Raw genomic sequence first — 16,342 nt, 5'->3', positions numbered from 1 at the left:
CTGAGCGCCCATCTCGTCCAGTGGACGCCGCGGAACCGGCTTTGCCCGGCCGCTGGTGTCGCCCCCTGGGGGGAAGCGCCGGCAGGCGCCTCGGGGGGTTATCTTGTAAATGCGGCGAGGTTGCCGGCGTCCACGTTGAGGATGTTGCCGGTGCTCTTGGCGCTGAGGTCTTCGCAGGCGAAGAAGTAGGTGGCCTCGGCGATGTCTTCCGGGAACACGCTGCGCTTGAGCATGGAGCGGTCGCGGTAGAAGGCTTCGAGATCGTCTTCGCCGATCTTGTTGGCCTGGGCACGCTCCGCGCTCCACTGGCCGGTCCAGATCTTGGAGCCGCGGATGACGGCGTCGGGGTTGACCACGTTGGAGCGGATGCCCAGCGGCGCGCCTTCGAGCGCGAAGCTGCGCGAAAGCTGGATCTCGGCGGCCTTGGCGGCACAGTAGGCCGTGGCCTGGTTGCTCGCGACCATGCCGTTCTTGCTGGCGATCATGACGATGGAGCCGCCCGTGCCCTGCGCCTTCATCAGCTTGAAGGCTTCGCGCGCCACCAGGAAATAGCCCGTGGCCAGGATGCTCTGGTTGCGGTTCCACAGCGCCAGCGTGGTTTCGTCGATGGGCGCGGCCGAGGCGATGCCGGCGTTGCTCACCAGAATGTCCACCCCGCCAAACGCCAGGGCCGCGCGGCCGTAGGCAGCGATCACGCTGGCCTCGTCGGTCACGTCGCAGCGCACGCCACGCACGTGGTCTTTGCCGTGGGCCTTGGCCAGGTCGGCGGTGACGCTGGCCAGCGCGTCCTCGTCGATGTCGGCCAGCACCACGCAGGCGCCCTCGGCCAGCATGCGCCGGGCAATGGCCTGGCCGATGCCACCGGCCCCGCCGGTGACCAGGGCGACCTTGCCCACCAGCGGCTTGGGCTTGGGCATGCGCTGCAGCTTGGCTTCTTCGAGCAGCCAGTATTCGATGTCGAAGGCCTCCTGCTCGGGCAGGCCCACGTACTGGTCCACCGCATTGGCCTCGCGCATCACGTTGATGGCGTTCACATAGAACTCGCCGGCGATGCGGGCCGTGGCCTTGTCCTTGGCAATCGTCACCATGCCGATGCGCGGCAGCAGGATCACCACCGGGTTGGGGTCGCGCAACGCCGGGCTGTTGGCGCGCCGGCAGCGCTCGTAATAGGCGGCGTAGTCGGCGCGGTAGGCGGCCAGCAGGCCGTCCAGCGCGGTCTTGAGCGCCGGGCCTTCGAGCGTGTAGACCGCCTCGGGCACGATCAGCGGGCGGATCTTGGTGCGCAGGAAATGGTCGGGGCAGGAGGTGCCCAGCGCGGCCAGCGGTTCGAGCTCGGCCGAGTTGACGAACTGCATCACCTCGGGCGAGGTGTTCACGTGCAGCAGCTTGGGGCTGCCCTGGGCGGCCAGGCCGCGCAGCACGGGCAGCACACGCGCCAGCGTGGCCTCGCTCGCCTCGGTGGCCAGCGTGTCGAAGCGTGTGCCGCCGAACACCTGCACCTGGCGGCGCTCGCGCTCCCGCGACAACCAGGCCTGCGCGCGCTCGATCAGGTCCACCGTGTTTTCGTAGCAGGCGCGGGACGATTCGCCCCAGCTGAACAGGCCGTGACCACCGAGCACGATGCCGCGCAGGCCCGGGTGGGCTTCGTTGTAGGCCTTGAGCTGCTGGCCCAGCTCGTAGCCCGGGCGCAGCCAGGGCATCCAGCCCACGGTGCCCTCGTACACCTGCCGGGTGATGGCTTCGCCGTTGGCCATGGCCGCGATCGCGATCACGGCGTCCGGGTGCATGTGGTCCACGTGCGCATAGGGCAGCGAAGAATGCAGCGGCGTGTCGATGGAGGCCGCGCGGGTGTTGAGGTTGAAGGTGCAGTGCGGCAGGTAGGCCACCATCTCGTCTTCGTGCGCCAGGCCGCGGTACAGGCCCTTGAGCGCGCGCAGCTTGTCCATGTAGAGCGTGGAGAAACCGTCGAGCTTCATGGAGCCCACGTCACCGCCCGAGCCCTTGACCCAGAGCACTTCGACGTCGGCGCCACTCAGGGGGTCGCGCTGCCAGATCTTGGCCGAGGTGTTGCCACCGCCGTAGTTGGTGATGCGCAGGTCCGAACCGAGCAGGTTGGAGCGGTACAGAAGCAGGTGGGGCTGGTCCATGCCGGCGGTCGCGGCGTCGTCCCACTGGGGAAAGGCTGGGGGGGTGGCTGTGTTCATGGGACGGGATGCTAGGCCGCGCCCCCAGTCCCGGCTATTGATGGAAATTGATCAAATCGATAACGAAGTCTTATATTCCAGCCCTGGCCGGGTCGGCAGCCGGGTGACGGCCAGCAGGGGCGCTGCTTTTATCCGGGAATGTCCTGAGGAGAAATCGAGATGATGGAATTGAAGGTCCGCCACTTGCGGGTGTTCGAGGCGGTGGCCAGCTGCGGCAGCTTCTCGCGCGCGGCCGAGCAGCTGGCGCTGACGCAGCCCGCCGTCTCGATGGTGGTGCGCCAGCTGGAGCAGGAACTGGGCACCGCCCTGTTCGACCCGACCGACCGCAAGCGCCTGAGCGACGCCGGGCAGGAGCTGCTGGGGCACGCCCGCATCATCCTGGCGCAGGTGCGCGCGGCCGAAGAAGCCATGGCCTTCTACACCGAGAGCGGCAGCACCGAGGCCTCGCGTGGCCTGCGCGGGCTGCTGCACCTGGGCGTGGTGCAGACCGCCAACTACTTCGCGCCGCGCCTGCTCAGCGAATTCCACCGGCGCCACCCCGACGTGCACCTCAAGCTCACGGTGGGCAAGCGCTCGGAGATCCTGGCCATGCTGGCCGAGCGGCGGCTGGACATCGCCATCACCGGTTACCCGCCGTCCGAGGCCGACGTGGAAGCGCACAGCTTCGCCCGGCATCCGCACTGCATCGTGGCGCCGGTGAACCACCCGCTGGCGCGGCGCGGCGCGCTGGAATGGACCGACCTGCGGCAGGAAGACTTCATCTTCCGCGAGCCCGGTTCGTCGACCCGGCTGTTCCTCGAACAACTGCTGCAGGCGCAATCGATCCAGGTGCGCCAGCGGCTGGAACTCTCGGGCAACGAGACGGTGAAACACGCGGTGATGGAGGGCCTGGGCATCAGCTTCCTGTCGGCCCACGTGTTCCAGGTGGAGCTGGAGGCCGGCCGCATCGCCGTGCTCGACCTCGCCGACATGCCCAAGTACATCGACTGGTGCTTCATCCACCGGCGCGACGTCACGCTCAACGGCGTGAACCAGGCCTTCAAGGACTTCGTGTTCGCGGAGGGGACGCGGATCGCGGCTTGTCTGGTGCGGGGGTGAGACCCGCCGGGTTTCAGCTCAGGCCAGCGCCGCCTGGTACACCGCCACGTCGGCCGCCGAAAAGCAGCAGAAGATGACGGACTGCACCGGGCAGCCCGCTGCCAGCACCTGACGAACCGTCGCGACTGCCACCGTTGACGCTTCTTCGATGGGGTAGCCGAAGATGCCCGTGCTGATGCTGGGAAACGCCAACGATGCCACCCCGGCGGCAGCGGCCACCTCCAGCGACCGCCGGTAACACGAGGCGAGCATTGCTGGCTCTCCATGCGCGCCGCCACGCCACACGGGCCCGACGGTGTGCACGATGAACCGGGCGGGCAGCCGATAGCCCTTGGTCAGTTTGGCGTCGCCCGTCTTGCAGCCCCCGAGCAGGCGGCATTCGTGCAGCAGCTCGGGCCCTGCGGCCCGGTGGATGGCCCCGTCTACCCCGCCGCCACCGAGCAGCGAAGAGTTGGCAGCGTTGGCGATGGCGTCGACGCGCAGCTGGGTGATGTCGCCCTGGATGGCCTTCAGAAGCATCGGTGGAAAAGCTTTCTTCAATCAGCCCTTCTTCGCCAGCCCCAGCCGCTCGATGGTGGCCTTCTCGGCCTTGAAGGTGCGCTCGCCGTAGGCCGTGTAATCGGCGCTGTTCATGTAGATCACAGGCTGGAAGAACTTGTCGAGCGTGGCGAGTACGGCCGGGTCTTCCAGCGTCTTCTTGAACGCGTCGTGCAGCACCTTCACCACCGCCGGGGCCATGCCCTTGGGGCCGCCGATGCCGAAGGGCGATTCGCTGATGGTGTCCCAGCCGCTTTCCTTCACCGTGGGCACGTCAGGAAAGGCCTTGTTGCGGTTGCTGCCCAGCGTGGCGAGCAGGCGCAGCTTGCCGCTCTGCACATGTGGCGCGAACTCGGTGGTGCCGCTCATCATGCGGATGTGGCCGCCCAGGATGGCCTGCATGATCTCGGCCGAACCCTTGAACGGAACCGGGTTGAGCCGGATGCCCGCCTTTTCGCTGAACTCTTCGATGGCCAGGTGCGGCGTGGTGCCCGTTCCGGTGTGGCCGTACTCCAGCTGGCCGGGGTTGGCCTTGGCGTAGGCCACCATCTCCTTGAGCGTCTTGAACGGCGCGTCGGCCGTGCAGGCGATGCCAAAGGTGTAGCCGGTGAGGCAGACGATGTGGGTGAGGTCGGCCACCGGGTCGAAGGGCATTTTCTGCATGTGCGGCAGGCGGTAGATGCCCAGCGGCAGCTGCGTGAGCGTGTAGCCGTCGGGAACGGCGCCCACCATGGCGGCCGCGCCCAGCGTGCCGCCCACGCCGGGTTTGTTCTCGATGATCACGGGCACACCCAGCGTCTTGCCGGCGCTGTCGGCGAAAGCGCGCATGACGCCGTCGCTGCTGCCACCGGCGGGCCAGGGCGCGATCAGCTTGATGGGGCGTGAGGGGTATTTGTCCTGTGCGAACACGTGGGCCGGCAGGATGGCCGGTGCGGCGATGGCGGCCACGGTGGTCAGCACCTGACGGCGGTTGAGGGTGGCGGGGCGATGGGTGTTCATGGGTGTCTCCTGCGGGATGGAATGGACAGCCCCACAACATAGCCCGCCACGCCTGCGCCGTGAACCGGGGCCGCCCCATGGCATGCCGATTTTGGGTCGCACACGCGACTGGAGGCCGCCCACCGACGCGGGCTGGCCATCCCAGGGAGGAACCGCGCGGATCTGCATGGCCGCAGGCGTTAGCATGGATGCCTCATGTTGATGCGCCACACCCCTCCCCTGCCGTCGAGCCTGCTAGCGCAGGGCCGGGGTTTGTTCGCGCGCCAGGTGTGGCCTTCCGCCACCCTCTGATCTCCCCGAACCCCGGCCCCACAACGGTCACCATCCCGGTGGGCCGCAGGGCGTTGTGCGCGTTTTCTCTCCCCCCCATCACCCGGCACCGACCAGGTGCGACGCTTGCCCACTGCACAACATGAACGAACACCTTCTTCGCGAACCTGCACCCATCCCCGCCCTCTGGGCCGACACCCGCGCCACCGGCTTCACCATGGCGTCCGATCCGTTGACCTGCAGCCTGCTGCGCACACTGGCCGCCGCGAAGCCCGGCGGCCGCTTGCTGGAGCTGGGCGCCGGCACGGGTCTGTCCACCGCCTGGCTGCTCGACGGCATGGACGCGGGGGCACACCTCACCACGGTGGACAACGACCCCTTTCTGCTCGCGGTGCTGCACCGCCACCTGGGCCACGATCCGCGGCTCACCGCCGTCTGCGCCGATGGCGATCCCTTCCTGTGTTCGTTGCCGGTCGCTTCGTTCGATCTCGTCTTTGCCGACACCTGGTCGGGCAAATACCGCCTGCTCGACGAAGCGCTGGCCTTGCTCAAGCCGGGGGGCATCTATGTCATCGACGACATGCTGCCGCAAGCCAACTGGCCCGAGGGCCACGCCGAGAAGGTCCGGCAACTGCTGGACACGCTGGACGGGCGCACCGACTTCCACACCACGCAACTGGCCTGGGCCAGTGGCATGGTGCTGGCCACACGGCGCGCCTGACCGGCACAGCGCCGACGGATGGAACGGTGGGTAGATGGTGTCGGGTTCTCCCCGATTCGGCCATTGACTTGGTTATCTAGAGTAACTATTCTGCGGAACGGTTCGAACCGCCCACAAGAACCCAGGAGACCTGCATGCACACACGCCCCCACCCTCGCGGCCCCTGGGCCTCGGTCGCGCTCACCGCGCTGACGATCACCACGCTCGCGGCCTGTTCGACCGCACCCCACCTGGCCCCCGGCGCCGCACTGGCGCCGGCCCGGCCGGCGAGCATGGCCGGTTGTGAGGCCCTGGCGGGCCGGCTCGCCGGGCTGGCCCACACCCGCATCCAGAGCGTCACGGCGGTGGCCGCGGGTGCGCTCAAGGCCGGCGCGCAGGACGTGGCCGCGCACTGCGTGGTGCTGGGCGCGATGCACGAGCGCATGGGCGCCGACGGCAAGACGCCCTACGCCATCGGCTTCGAGATGCGCCTGCCGCTGCGCTGGAACGGGCGCTTCCTGTACCAAGGCAACGGTGGCATCGACGGCTCGGTGCAGCCCGCGCTGGGCGCCTTCGGCGGCGGCCCGATCACCTCCGCCCTGCACCAGGGTTTCGCCGTGATCAGCTCGGACGCCGGCCACGACAACCAGCTCACGCGCGGCCCCGGCTTCGGCCTGGACCCGCAGGCGCGGCTCGACTACGGCTACCAGGCGGTGGGCAAGCTCACCCCCATGGCCAAGGAAGTGGTGCGCCGGGCCTACGGCAAGGCGCCCGACCGCTCCTACATCGCCGGCTGCTCCAACGGCGGTCGCCATGTGCTGGTGGCCGCCGCGCGTTACCCCGAGATGTTCGACGGCTTCCTGGCCGGCGCGCCGGGCTACAACCTGCCCAAGGCGGCCGTGGCCAACATCTGGGGCGCGCAGCAGTACAAGAAGGTCGCCACCAACCCCAAGGACCTCGGCAGCGCCTTCACCCAGCCCGAACGCCAGACCGTGGTCCGGGCCGTGCTGGACCGCTGCGACGCGCTCGACGGCGCCCGCGACGGCATGGTGCAACACCCCACCGCCTGCCAGGCCGCGTTCAACCTGGCCCGCGACGTGCCCACCTGCAACGGCGAGCGCAACGGCAGCTGCCTGAGCAGCGCGCAGAAGGCGGCGATCGCGCCCATCTTCAGCGGCGCCACCACGCGCGACGGAAAACCCTTCTACGCCAGCTTCCCCTACGACGCCGGCCTGGCCAGCCCCGGTGTGGCCAACTGGGAGTTCAGCGCGCCGATCCAGCGCGACTCGGGCGCCGTGGGCCTCATCTTCGGCGCACCGCCGCAGAACCCGGCCAGCTTCAACGGCGAGGCCTTCGCGCTCAACGGCGACGTGGACGCGATGCTCGCTTCGGTGCAGGCCACGGCCGGGCCGTTCACCGAATCGGCCATGGACTTCATGACCCCGCCCGACGCCACCGACCTGGGCCGCGTGAAGGCCAGGGGCGGCAAGCTGCTGGTCTACCACGGCATGAGCGACGCGATCTTCTCGCCGCACGACACGCAGGCCTGGTACGAGGGCCTGGACCGGCGCACCGGCGGCGACCCGTCGGGCTTCGCGCGCTTCTTCCGCGTGCCGGGCATGGACCACTGCCGCGCCGGCCCGTCCACCGACCAGTTCGACGCGCTCGGCCCGCTGGTGCAGTGGGTGGAGCAAGGCATCGCGCCCGAGCAGATCATCGCCACCGCGCGCGGCCCGGGCAACGCCGGCGAGCTCAACCCCGATGTGCCCGCCAGCTGGGCGCCCAACCGCTCGCGGCCGCTGTGCGCCTACCCCAAGGTCGCCACCTACAAGGGCTCGGGCAGCCTCGAAGAGGCCAGCAGCTTCGCCTGCCGCTGAACGCACGACTTCACTCCGCCGCTTGCCGGGCGGCGAAGTCCACGTACCAGTCCAGGCAGCCCGGGTTGGCCATGGCTTCCTTGTTGATCACCTTCTCCAGCGGCTGGCCCAGCAGCAGCTTCTTGATCGGCAGCTCCTGCTTCTTGCCCGAGAGGGTGCGCGGGATCTCGGCCACCTGGAACACGGCGTTGGGCACGAAGCGCGGCGAGAGCGCGGTGCGGATGGCGGCGTTGATCTTCTCGCGCATCGCATCGTCCAGCGCCAACCCCGGGCGCAGCACCACGAACAGCGGCATGTAGCTCTCGCGGCCGAGGTATTCGAGGTCCACCACCATCGAGTCCAGCACCTCGGGCAGCGCCTCGACCGCGCTGTACAGCTCGCTCGTGCCCATGCGCAGGCCGTGGCGGTTGATGGTGGCGTCGGAGCGGCCGTAGATCACGCAGGAGCCGTCGGGGTGGATGCGCAGCCAGTCGCCGTGGCGCCAGACGGCGCCGGCTTCCTTGTCCAGATCACCGCCGCCGGGCTTTCTGCCGTGGCCGGGCGGGTACATGTCGAAGTAGCTGCCGAGCAGGCGCTGGTTGTCTTTGTCGCCCACGAAATACAGCGGCATGGAGGGAATGGGTTGTGCGCAGACCAGTTCACCCACGGCGTCGATGACGGGCTGGCCCTGCTCGTTCCAGGCCTCGACCGCGCAGCCCAGCAGGCGGCACTGCATGCGGCCCGGGGTTTGTGGCAGCTCGCGATGGCCGCCGATGAAGGCGCCGGCGAAGTCGGTGCCGCCGGAGATGTTGCACCACCAGATGTCGCCGGCTTCATTTCCCTCTCCCTCTGGGAGAGGGTCAGGGTGAGGGCTGGGCGCGGCGAGGCCCTCACCCCCGCCCTCTCCCAGAGGGAGAGGGAGTGAACTTCCTCGCAGCTTGCGAAACTGCGCCGTGCCCCAGTTCTGCGCGTCCTCGGACAGCGGCGATCCCGTCGTTCCCAGCGCCCGCACCTGGGACAGATCCCCACACGCCGCCAGGTCCACGCCCGCCTTCATGCAGTTCGCGAAAAACGCCGCGCCGGCGCCGAAGAAGCTCACGCCGAGTTCGGACGCGAAGCGCCAGAGCACGGTCCAGTCGGGTTTCTCTTTGCTGCCGCCCGGATTGCCGTCGTAGATGACGCAGGTGGTGCCGTTGAGCAGGCCGCTGACCTGCGCGTTCCACATCACCCAGCCGGTGGAGCTGTACCAATGGTAGCGCTCGCCCCAGCTGTTGGGCGCGTAGCTGCAGCCCACGTCGTTGTGCAGGGTCTTGAGCGCCAGTGCGACGATCATGGTGCCGCCGTGGCCGTGCACGATGGGCTTGGGCAGGCCGGTGGTGCCGCTGCTGTAGACGATCCACAGCGGGTGGTCGAAGGGCAGCCACAGCGGCTCGAAGGCCTGCACCGCTGCGTCGCTGCGGGCGACGGCGGTGCTGAACGCGGCGCAGGGCTGGGCGGCTGCCAGCGCGCGGTCCACCGCGTCCGGGCCCTCGGCCAGGTTGGTGTGCAGGATCACATGGCGCAGCGTGGGCAGGGCCGCGCGCAGCTCGGCCACCACGCCCAGGCGGTCGAAGTCCCGTCCGCCGTAGGTCACGCCATCGCAGGCGATCAGCGCCACCGGCTCGATCTGTTTGAAGCGGTCCAGCACCGCGTTGGTGCCCATGTCGGGCGCGCACACGCTCCACACCGCGCCGATGCTGACCACCGCGAGAAAGGCGACCATGGTCTCGGGAATGTTGGGCAGGTAGGCCGCCACGCGGTCGCCGGGCCGCACGCCCTGGGCCTGCAGGTGCAGCGCGAGCGAAGCCACCTGGCGCCGCAGCTCGGGCCACGACAGCTCGACGCGCCGGCCCTTCTCGTTGCGGCTCTCGATGGCCATGAAGCCCGCCGCGTGCGCGGGCGCCACGTGGCGGAACACCTGCTGCGCGTAGTTCACCTGCGCGCCCGGGAACCACTGCGCGCCGGGCATCACGTTGTTCGCCAGCACGGCCGTGTGCGGCGTGGGCGAGCGCAGTTCAAAGTGGTCCCAGATGCTCTGCCAGAAGGCGTCGAGCTCGGTGGTGGACCAGCGCCAGAGCGCGTCGTAGCTGTCGAAATGCAGGCCGCGGTGTTCGGCCAGCCATTGCTGGTAGAGGCGGATCTGGGGGATGTGGGGCGCGGTGGGGTTCATGCGGACGGCTTCCTAGGGTGCGCCATTCTGGTTCGTGGCCTGCCGCAGCTGCACAAGGGTTTGTACGGATGTTCAATATTTTTGTACAACCGTTCAATACCGGCCATGGTCACCGGCCCCGCCCCCACCCGCTCCAGACCCGCGCCCTCGCGCGGCGCCCCCCGGCCCGACCGCCAGCAGGCCATCCTGCTGGCGGCCGAGAAGCTGTTCGCGCAACGCGGCTACCACGGCGTGACGATCCGGCAGATCGCCGAAGAAGCCGGCGTGCCGCTGGCGCTGGTGGGCTACTACTACGGCCCCAAACACGAGCTGTTCCACGCCATCTTTGCGCACTGGAACCAGACCATCGAGGAACGCCTGGCCGCACTGGACGCGGCGGCGGCGAACCCGCAAGACCCGCAGACGCTGACCCGCATCGTCGAGGCCTTCGTGAAGCCCGTGATCCGGCTGCGCAACAGCGAAGAGGGTTTCTATTACGCGCAACTGGTCGGCCGCGAGCTGGCCTACGGCAGCGCCGAAGCCGACCGCGTGCTGCGCGAGTTCTTCGACCCGATGGCGCACCGCTTCATCGCCGCCATGCACGCCGCCCTGCCGCACGCCCGCCTGGCCGACGTGGCCTGGGGCTACCAGTTCGCGCTCGGCGCCCTGCTGCACCACCTGGTCGACGACCGGGTGACGCGGCTGTCGCAGAACCAGAGCCGGGCCGGCGACCCCGAAGCCGCGGACCGGCTCGTGCGATTCATCGTGGGCGGCCTGCAGGCCGCCCTGCCCGCCCCCACTTTCCCCGTCCCGAAAAAAACCACCCCACCATCCCGTAGGAGACCCGCATGAAACGACGCACCGCCTTGGCCGCACTGGCCGCTCTCCCCGCCGCCGCGAGCCTGCCGGCGCTCGGCCAGACCCTGCCCAAGGTGGTGTTCGGCTTCACCGCCGTGACCGACTTCGCCTCGGTGTTCGTCGCCGCCGAGCAGGGCTTTTTCAAGAAGCGCGGGCTGGAGGTGGAGCTCAAATTCATCCCCATCAACTCCACCATCCCCGCCGCCGTGCAGGCCGACTCGCTGCAGATCGGCGGCCCCACGCCCAGCGTGTTCCTGCAGTCGGTGGACGGTGGGCTGGACCACGTGGTCGTGGCCGGTGGCGGCGCCACCTCCAAGACCATCACCGGCTTCGGCCTGGTGGCCAAGGCCGGCAGCGGCATCCGCACCGCGCAGGACTGCGTGGGCAAGAAGGTCGGCGTGCCCGGCCTGGGCGCCTTCCTGCACGTGACCTTCCGCGCCTGGCTCAAGAAGCAAGGCGTGGACCACAAGAAGGTGAACTTCATCGAGGCCTCGTTCCCGCAGCACGGCGACCTGCTGCGCGGCGGCTCGGTCGACGCCGTGGTGAGCGCCGACCCGTTCATGAGCCGCATCACCGACAGCGGCGCGGGCTACGTGGCCAGCTACTACTCGACCTTCCTGCCCGAGAACCAGCCCACCATCATCCACACCGCACGGCGCGAGTGGGCCGAGAAGAACCCCGCTGCGGTCAAGGCCTTCCGCGAGGGCGTGCAGCAGGGCGCGGCCTTCATGCTGCAGCCCAGGAACAACGAGGCCGTGCGCGCGGCCGTTGGCAAATACATCAAGCTGCCGCCCGAGGTGCTGGCCAAGGTGCAGATCTCCCCGCCCTCGCCCATCGTCACGGAAAAGCAGCTGAACTACTGGGTCGGCCTGATGAAGGACCAGGAGATGCTCAAGACCACACCCGATGTGGCCCGGCTGATCGCGAAGTGAGGCCCGGGTGTCCGAAACCGTTCTGCATTTCGATCAGGTCGCCATCACCCTCGGCGGCCGTGAAATCCTCTCGCCCACCGAGCTGAGCGTGCGCCGCGGCGAGTTCGTCTGCGTGATCGGCCCCTCGGGCTGCGGCAAGACCACGCTGCTGCGCGCCGCGGCCGGTTTCGTGGCGCCCAGCAGCGGTGCCGTGATGCGCCAGGGCCGGCCGATCACCGGCCCGAGCCGCGAGGTGGCCTTCGTGTTCCAGGACTATGGCCGCGCCCTGCTGCCCTGGCGCAGCGTGGCGGCCAACGTGAGCCTGGCGCTGGAGGCGGCGAAGGTGCCCGAGGCCGAGCGGCCCGCGCGCATCGCGAAGGTGCTGGACACCGTGGGCCTGGGCGCCCACGCGAGCAAGTACCCGGCGCAGCTCTCGGGCGGGATGCAGCAGCGGGTGCAGATCGCGCGCTGCCTGGCGCAGCGGCCCGACGTGATGATGATGGACGAGCCCTTCGGCGCGCTGGACGCGATGACGCGCGAGACGCTGCAGGACGAGCTGGCGCGGCTGGTGCGCGAAGAGGGGCTGACGGTCATGTTCGTCACGCACGACCTGGAAGAGGCGCTGTACCTGGGCGACCGGGTGATCGCGTTGCGCGCCAACCCGACCCCGGAGCGCCCCAGCCTGGCGGCGGTGATCGACGTGCCGCTGCCGCAGCCGCGCGACCAGATCGGCACCAAGGAGCACCCGGAGTTCCTGCGCCTGCGGCGCGAGCTCTACCACTACCTGGGGCATGCATGAAGGCCCTCGTTTTCCCCGCCGTGCTGATCGGCGCGCTGGAGCTGTGGACCCGCACCGTCGGCCAGGGCAGCGACGCCATCGCGCCGCCGAGCGCGGCGCTCCAGGCGCTGGCGGGCGCGGCCACCGACGGCTCGCTCTGGAGCGCGACCGCGTTCACGTTGGGCAGCGCCGCGCTGGGCCTGCTGATCGGCGCGCTCGGCGGGCTGCTGCTGGGCACACTGCTGGGCCTGTCGCGCCGGGCGGCGCGAGCGGCCTACCTGAGCGTGGAAGTCGCGCGGCCCATTCCCTCTGTGGCACTGATCCCGCTGGCCATGCTGGTGTTCGGCTTCGGCCTGCGCATGGAGGTGAGCGTGATCGCCTTTGCCTGCCTGTGGCCCATGCTGGTGCTCACGCAGGCGGCGGTGCAGCAGGTCGAGCCCCGGCTGCTGGAGGTGGCGCGGGCGCTGCAGCTCACGCCGCTGCAGCGCTTCGCCTGGATCGTCGGCCCGGCCATCGTGCCGCGCCTCTTTGTGGCGCTGCGCCTGGGCGTGGCGATCGCGCTGGTGGTGGCGGTCACGGTGGAGATCGCGGCCAACCCCAACGGCATGGGCTACGCCATGATGATCGCGCAGCAGAGCCTGGACCCGGCGCTCATGCTGGGCTGGCTGGCCTGGATCGGCGGGGTGGGCTACGCCGTCAACGCCGGCGCGCTCGCGCTGCAGCAGCGGGTGGCGCGCCGCATGGGGGAGCAAACCGCATGAGCCTTCCATCCTTCAAACGCCTCAACGCCCTCGGCAGCGCCGCGGGCTCCATCGCCGTGCTCGGCGGCTTCGTGGCCCTGTGGTGGCTGGCCAGCCAGAGCGGCTGGGTCAACCGCGCCTTCCTGCCCTCGCCGGCCGCCACGCTGGTCAGCCTGGTGCAGGGCCTGGCGGGCGGCGACCTGCTGGCCTACACCCGGGCCACGCTCCAACGCATGCTGCTCGGCTGGGTGCTCGCCAGCGCCCTGGGCATCGCGCTGGGCGCGCTGATCGGCAGCTCGCGCGCGGCGCGCGAGTGGATCGCGCCCACGCTCGAATTCATCCGCCCGCTGCCGGCCTCGGCGGTGATGCCGCTGGCCATCGCGCTGTTCGGCCTCTCGGGCGGCATGGTGCTGGCGGTGGTGGCCTTCGGCTCCATGTGGCCGGTGCTGCTGGCCACGCTGCACGGCCTGGCGCAGGTGCATGTGCGGCTGCGCGAGGTGTCGCAGGCGCTGCAGCTGGGCCGCCTCGAATTCATCGCCAAGATCGGCCTGCCCAACGCGATGCCCGACATCCTCTCGGGCATGCGGCTGTCGATGACGGTCTCGCTGATCGTCTCGGTGGTCGGTGAAATGATCGCCTCGCAGGCCGGCCTGGGCCAGGCCATCCTGCTGGCCGCGCGCTCGTTCCAGGCCAGCGAGCTGTTCGCCGGCATCGTGCTGCTGGGCGCCATCGGCTTCGCGAGCAACGCCGCGCTGGCCCTGGCCGAGCGGCGCCTGCTGCGCTGGCAGCGCCCCTGACTGTCCACCCGTTTTCAAGGAGTCCCCCATGCCCCGCAAATTCGTCGACCTCTCGATCTTTCTGGAAAACGACGTGCTCAGCGACCCGCCGGCCTTCGCGCCCAAGATCCAGTACTTCACCCACGAGCACACCTTCGAGCAGATCGAACCCTTCTTCCCCGGCCTGAAAAAGGAGGACCTGCCCGACGGCGAAGGCTGGGCGGTGGAGCTGGTGCAGCTCTCCACCCACAACGGCACCCACCTCGACGCGCCCTACCACTTCCACTCCACCATGGACAAGGCGCTGGGTGAGAAGAAGCCCGCCATCGCCATCCACGACGTGCCGCTGGAGTGGTGTTTCCAGCCGGGCGTGAAACTGGACTTCCGCCACTTCGCCGACGGCTACGTGGTCACGGCCGACGACGTGGAGGCCGAACTCAAGCGCATCGGCCACACGCTCTCGCCGCTGGAGATCGTGGTGGTCAACACCCGCGCGGGCTCGCGCTACGGCCACCCGGACTACGTGGCCGCCGGCTGCGGCATGGGCTACGAGGCCACCATGTACCTGCTGGAGCGCGGCGTGCGCCTGACCGGCACCGACGCCTGGAGCTGGGACGCGCCCTTCGTGCACACCGCGAAGAAGTACGGCGAGACGCACGACGCCAGCCTGATCTGGGAAGGCCACAAGGCCGGGCGCGACATCGGCTACTGCCACATCGAGAAGCTGCACAACCTCGAAGCGCTGCCGCCCACGGGCTTCATCATCAGCTGCTTCCCGCACAAGATCCGTGGGGCCTCGGCCGGCTGGACGCGCGCGGTCGCGATCTTTGACGAGAAGCTGTGACCCCCCTGCGCCGCCTTCGGCGTCACCCCCCAGGGGGCGATGCCAGCCGACCGGCAAAGCCGGCTCGGCGGCATCCCCGGTTGGGCCTCTCCATGCGAGGTGAGTGGTGCTGCGGCAGCGTGAACAACTGACAGGAATCACCCCATGGAACTCAACCACACCCACGACGCCCAAGCCCGCAGCTGGTTGGCCTCGGCCAACGAAGCCGGCACCGACTTTCCCATCCAGAACCTGCCCTTCGGCGTGTTCCGCCGCGCGGGCTCGGACGAGGCCTTTCGCGGTGGCGTGGCCATCGGCGACCAGATCGTCGACCTGGCCGCCGCGGCCCGGGCCGGGGTGTTCGAAGGCCTGCCGCAACTCGCCGCGCAGGCCTGCTCGGGCACGGCGCTCAATCCCTTCCTGGCCATGGGCCCGGTGGCCTGGCGCGCGCTGCGCCACGCGCTGTTCGCCGCGCTGCGCCACGACGCCGACGCCCATGTGGTGGGCCTGCTGCACGGCTGCCTGTTGCCGCAGGCCGAAGCGGAACACGGCGTGCCCACGCACATCGCCAACTACACCGACTTCTACACCTCGATCCACCACGCCCGCAACGTGGGCCGCGTGATCCGGCCCGACGACCCGCTCACCCCCAACTTCCAGTGGCTGCCCATCGCGTACCACGGCCGCGCGTCGAGCGTGGTGGTCAGCGGCACACCGTTCCACCGCCCCATGGGCCAGGCCCTGCCCCCGGGCGCCAAGGCGCCCGTCTATGGGCCCTGCGCGCGGCTGGACTTCGAGCTGGAACTGGGCTTCTACATCGGCCCGGGCAACGCCCTGGGCGAGCCGATCCCGCTGGAGAAGGCGGAAGACCACATCTTCGGCGTGAGCCTGCTCAACGACTGGTCGGCGCGCGACCACCAGTTCTGGGAAATGGCGCCGCTGGGCCCCTTCCTGGGCAAGAACTTCTGCACCAGCGTCTCGCCCTGGGTCGTCACCCTGGAGGCGCTCGCGCCCTACCGCGTGCCCTTCGCCCACCCGGCCGACGAGCCCCAGCCCCTGCCCTACCTGGACGGCGCGGCCAACCGCGACCACGGCGGCCTGGACGTGCAGCTCGAAGTGCAGCTGGAAACCGCGTTGCACCGCGCAAAAGGCGTGGCCCCCGACCGCCTCTCGGCCACCAGCTTCCGCCACCAGTACTGGACCCTGGGCCAGATGGTGACGCAGCACACCGTGGGCGGCTGCAACCTGATGACCGGCGACCTGCTGGGCACGGGCACCATCTCCGGCCCGACACCGCCCGAGGCCGGCGCCATCGTCGAGCTCAGCCGTGGCGGCACGGTGGCCATTGATCTGCCCGGCACCGGCGAACAGCGCCGTTTCCTGGAAGACGGCGACAACGTGATCCTGCGCGGTTGGTGCGAGAAGCCGGGTGCGGCGCGCATCGGCTTTGGCGACTGCCGGGGTGAGGTGCTGCCGGCGCTCGCCTGATCGCGTGGAGTTGCGTTTCTTCCGCGTGGCCTGACGCGGATCAAGGCCCGCGCACCGGCCGCGGCGCCATGATCGCCGCAGCCCTGTCCCGCCTGCGTCACACCCGCCCCGCCCCG

Annotated in this window: 14 protein-coding genes; 10 read left to right on the top strand and 4 right to left on the bottom strand. The window is 69.7% G+C overall.

Features of this window, described 5'->3' with window-relative positions; genetic code table 11:
- Positions 1-98 precede the first annotated feature (98 nt).
- On the bottom strand, positions 99-2,204 hold the full coding sequence (locus tag KIH07_RS04140; RefSeq protein WP_226490763.1) for a bifunctional rhamnulose-1-phosphate aldolase/short-chain dehydrogenase: 2,106 nt from the start codon (positions 2,202-2,204) through the stop codon (positions 99-101).
- A gap of 159 nt (positions 2,205-2,363) precedes the next feature.
- Here KIH07_RS04140 and KIH07_RS04135 point away from each other — a divergent pair, with 159 nt between their 5' ends.
- The gene (locus KIH07_RS04135; protein WP_226490762.1) at positions 2,364-3,302 is read left to right on the top strand and encodes a LysR family transcriptional regulator; all 939 of its coding nucleotides are present in this window, start codon (positions 2,364-2,366) and stop codon (positions 3,300-3,302) included.
- Positions 3,303-3,320: 18 nt separating this feature from the next.
- Here KIH07_RS04135 and KIH07_RS04130 read toward each other — a convergent pair whose 3' ends face one another.
- Positions 3,321-3,821 (bottom strand): O-acetyl-ADP-ribose deacetylase, encoded by a 501-nt coding sequence (locus KIH07_RS04130; protein ID WP_226494616.1) that lies wholly within the window; start codon positions 3,819-3,821, stop codon positions 3,321-3,323.
- 21 nt (positions 3,822-3,842) lie between these two features.
- Positions 3,843-4,838, bottom strand: coding sequence for a tripartite tricarboxylate transporter substrate binding protein (locus KIH07_RS04125; RefSeq protein ID WP_226490761.1), 996 nt, complete (start codon positions 4,836-4,838; stop codon positions 3,843-3,845).
- Positions 4,839-5,250: 412 nt separating this feature from the next.
- Between KIH07_RS04125 and KIH07_RS04120 the strand changes: the two genes are divergently transcribed.
- Positions 5,251-5,829, top strand: coding sequence for an O-methyltransferase (locus KIH07_RS04120; RefSeq protein WP_226490760.1), 579 nt, complete (start codon positions 5,251-5,253; stop codon positions 5,827-5,829).
- A gap of 134 nt (positions 5,830-5,963) precedes the next feature.
- A complete protein-coding gene (locus KIH07_RS04115; RefSeq protein WP_226490759.1) occupies positions 5,964-7,685 on the top strand; it encodes a tannase/feruloyl esterase family alpha/beta hydrolase in 1,722 nt (573 codons plus the stop codon).
- A gap of 10 nt (positions 7,686-7,695) precedes the next feature.
- Here the strand turns inward: KIH07_RS04115 and KIH07_RS04110 are convergent, their stop codons facing one another.
- Complete coding sequence (locus KIH07_RS04110; protein ID WP_226490758.1) at positions 7,696-9,873, bottom strand: acetoacetate--CoA ligase; 2,178 nt, start codon at positions 9,871-9,873, stop codon at positions 7,696-7,698.
- 105 nt (positions 9,874-9,978) lie between these two features.
- Here KIH07_RS04110 and KIH07_RS04105 point away from each other — a divergent pair, with 105 nt between their 5' ends.
- The 7 genes from KIH07_RS04105 to fahA all read left to right on the top strand — a co-directional run bounded on the left by KIH07_RS04105 (position 9,979) and on the right by fahA (position 16,226).
- Positions 9,979-10,704: a TetR/AcrR family transcriptional regulator gene (locus tag KIH07_RS04105; protein ID WP_226490757.1), complete on the top strand. Its 726-nt coding sequence runs from the start codon at positions 9,979-9,981 to the stop codon at positions 10,702-10,704.
- Positions 10,701-11,642 (top strand): ABC transporter substrate-binding protein, encoded by a 942-nt coding sequence (locus tag KIH07_RS04100; protein WP_226490756.1) that lies wholly within the window; start codon positions 10,701-10,703, stop codon positions 11,640-11,642. The genes KIH07_RS04105 and KIH07_RS04100 overlap by 4 nt, the downstream gene beginning before the upstream one ends.
- Positions 11,643-11,649: 7 nt before the next feature.
- Positions 11,650-12,420: an ABC transporter ATP-binding protein gene (locus tag KIH07_RS04095; RefSeq protein WP_226490755.1), complete on the top strand. Its 771-nt coding sequence runs from the start codon at positions 11,650-11,652 to the stop codon at positions 12,418-12,420.
- Positions 12,417-13,160 (top strand): ABC transporter permease, encoded by a 744-nt coding sequence (locus KIH07_RS04090; protein ID WP_226490754.1) that lies wholly within the window; start codon positions 12,417-12,419, stop codon positions 13,158-13,160. Before KIH07_RS04095 ends, KIH07_RS04090 begins: the two co-directional genes overlap by 4 nt.
- Positions 13,157-13,936, top strand: coding sequence for an ABC transporter permease (locus KIH07_RS04085; protein WP_226490753.1), 780 nt, complete (start codon positions 13,157-13,159; stop codon positions 13,934-13,936). The genes KIH07_RS04090 and KIH07_RS04085 overlap by 4 nt, the downstream gene beginning before the upstream one ends.
- Positions 13,937-13,964: 28 nt before the next feature.
- A complete protein-coding gene (locus tag KIH07_RS04080) occupies positions 13,965-14,759 on the top strand; it encodes a cyclase family protein (RefSeq protein WP_226490752.1) in 795 nt (264 codons plus the stop codon).
- Positions 14,760-14,903: 144 nt separating this feature from the next.
- A complete protein-coding gene (gene fahA, locus KIH07_RS04075; protein WP_226490751.1) occupies positions 14,904-16,226 on the top strand; it encodes a fumarylacetoacetase in 1,323 nt (440 codons plus the stop codon).
- Positions 16,227-16,342: the final 116 nt, after the last annotated feature.

The sequence above is a fragment of the Hydrogenophaga taeniospiralis genome (assembly GCF_020510445.1).
Taxonomy (GTDB): Bacteria; Pseudomonadota; Gammaproteobacteria; order Burkholderiales; family Burkholderiaceae_C; genus Hydrogenophaga.
The sequence above is the reverse complement of the archived record's forward strand: the minus strand, read 5'-3'. Positions and strand labels throughout refer to the sequence as shown.

Coding starts and splice junctions, on each gene's coding strand:
- KIH07_RS04140 (WP_226490763.1), bottom strand. CDS start 2,204: ATGAACACAGCCACCCCCCCAGCCTTTCCCCAGTGGGACGACGCCGCG.
- KIH07_RS04135 (WP_226490762.1), top strand. CDS start 2,364: ATGATGGAATTGAAGGTCCGCCACTTGCGGGTGTTCGAGGCGGTGGCC.
- KIH07_RS04130 (WP_226494616.1), bottom strand. CDS start 3,821: ATGCTTCTGAAGGCCATCCAGGGCGACATCACCCAGCTGCGCGTCGAC.
- KIH07_RS04125 (WP_226490761.1), bottom strand. CDS start 4,838: ATGAACACCCATCGCCCCGCCACCCTCAACCGCCGTCAGGTGCTGACC.
- KIH07_RS04120 (WP_226490760.1), top strand. CDS start 5,251: ATGAACGAACACCTTCTTCGCGAACCTGCACCCATCCCCGCCCTCTGG.
- KIH07_RS04115 (WP_226490759.1), top strand. CDS start 5,964: ATGCACACACGCCCCCACCCTCGCGGCCCCTGGGCCTCGGTCGCGCTC.
- KIH07_RS04110 (WP_226490758.1), bottom strand. CDS start 9,873: ATGAACCCCACCGCGCCCCACATCCCCCAGATCCGCCTCTACCAGCAA.
- KIH07_RS04105 (WP_226490757.1), top strand. CDS start 9,979: ATGGTCACCGGCCCCGCCCCCACCCGCTCCAGACCCGCGCCCTCGCGC.
- KIH07_RS04100 (WP_226490756.1), top strand. CDS start 10,701: ATGAAACGACGCACCGCCTTGGCCGCACTGGCCGCTCTCCCCGCCGCC.
- KIH07_RS04090 (WP_226490754.1), top strand. CDS start 12,417: ATGAAGGCCCTCGTTTTCCCCGCCGTGCTGATCGGCGCGCTGGAGCTG.
- KIH07_RS04085 (WP_226490753.1), top strand. CDS start 13,157: ATGAGCCTTCCATCCTTCAAACGCCTCAACGCCCTCGGCAGCGCCGCG.
- KIH07_RS04080 (WP_226490752.1), top strand. CDS start 13,965: ATGCCCCGCAAATTCGTCGACCTCTCGATCTTTCTGGAAAACGACGTG.
- fahA (WP_226490751.1), top strand. CDS start 14,904: ATGGAACTCAACCACACCCACGACGCCCAAGCCCGCAGCTGGTTGGCC.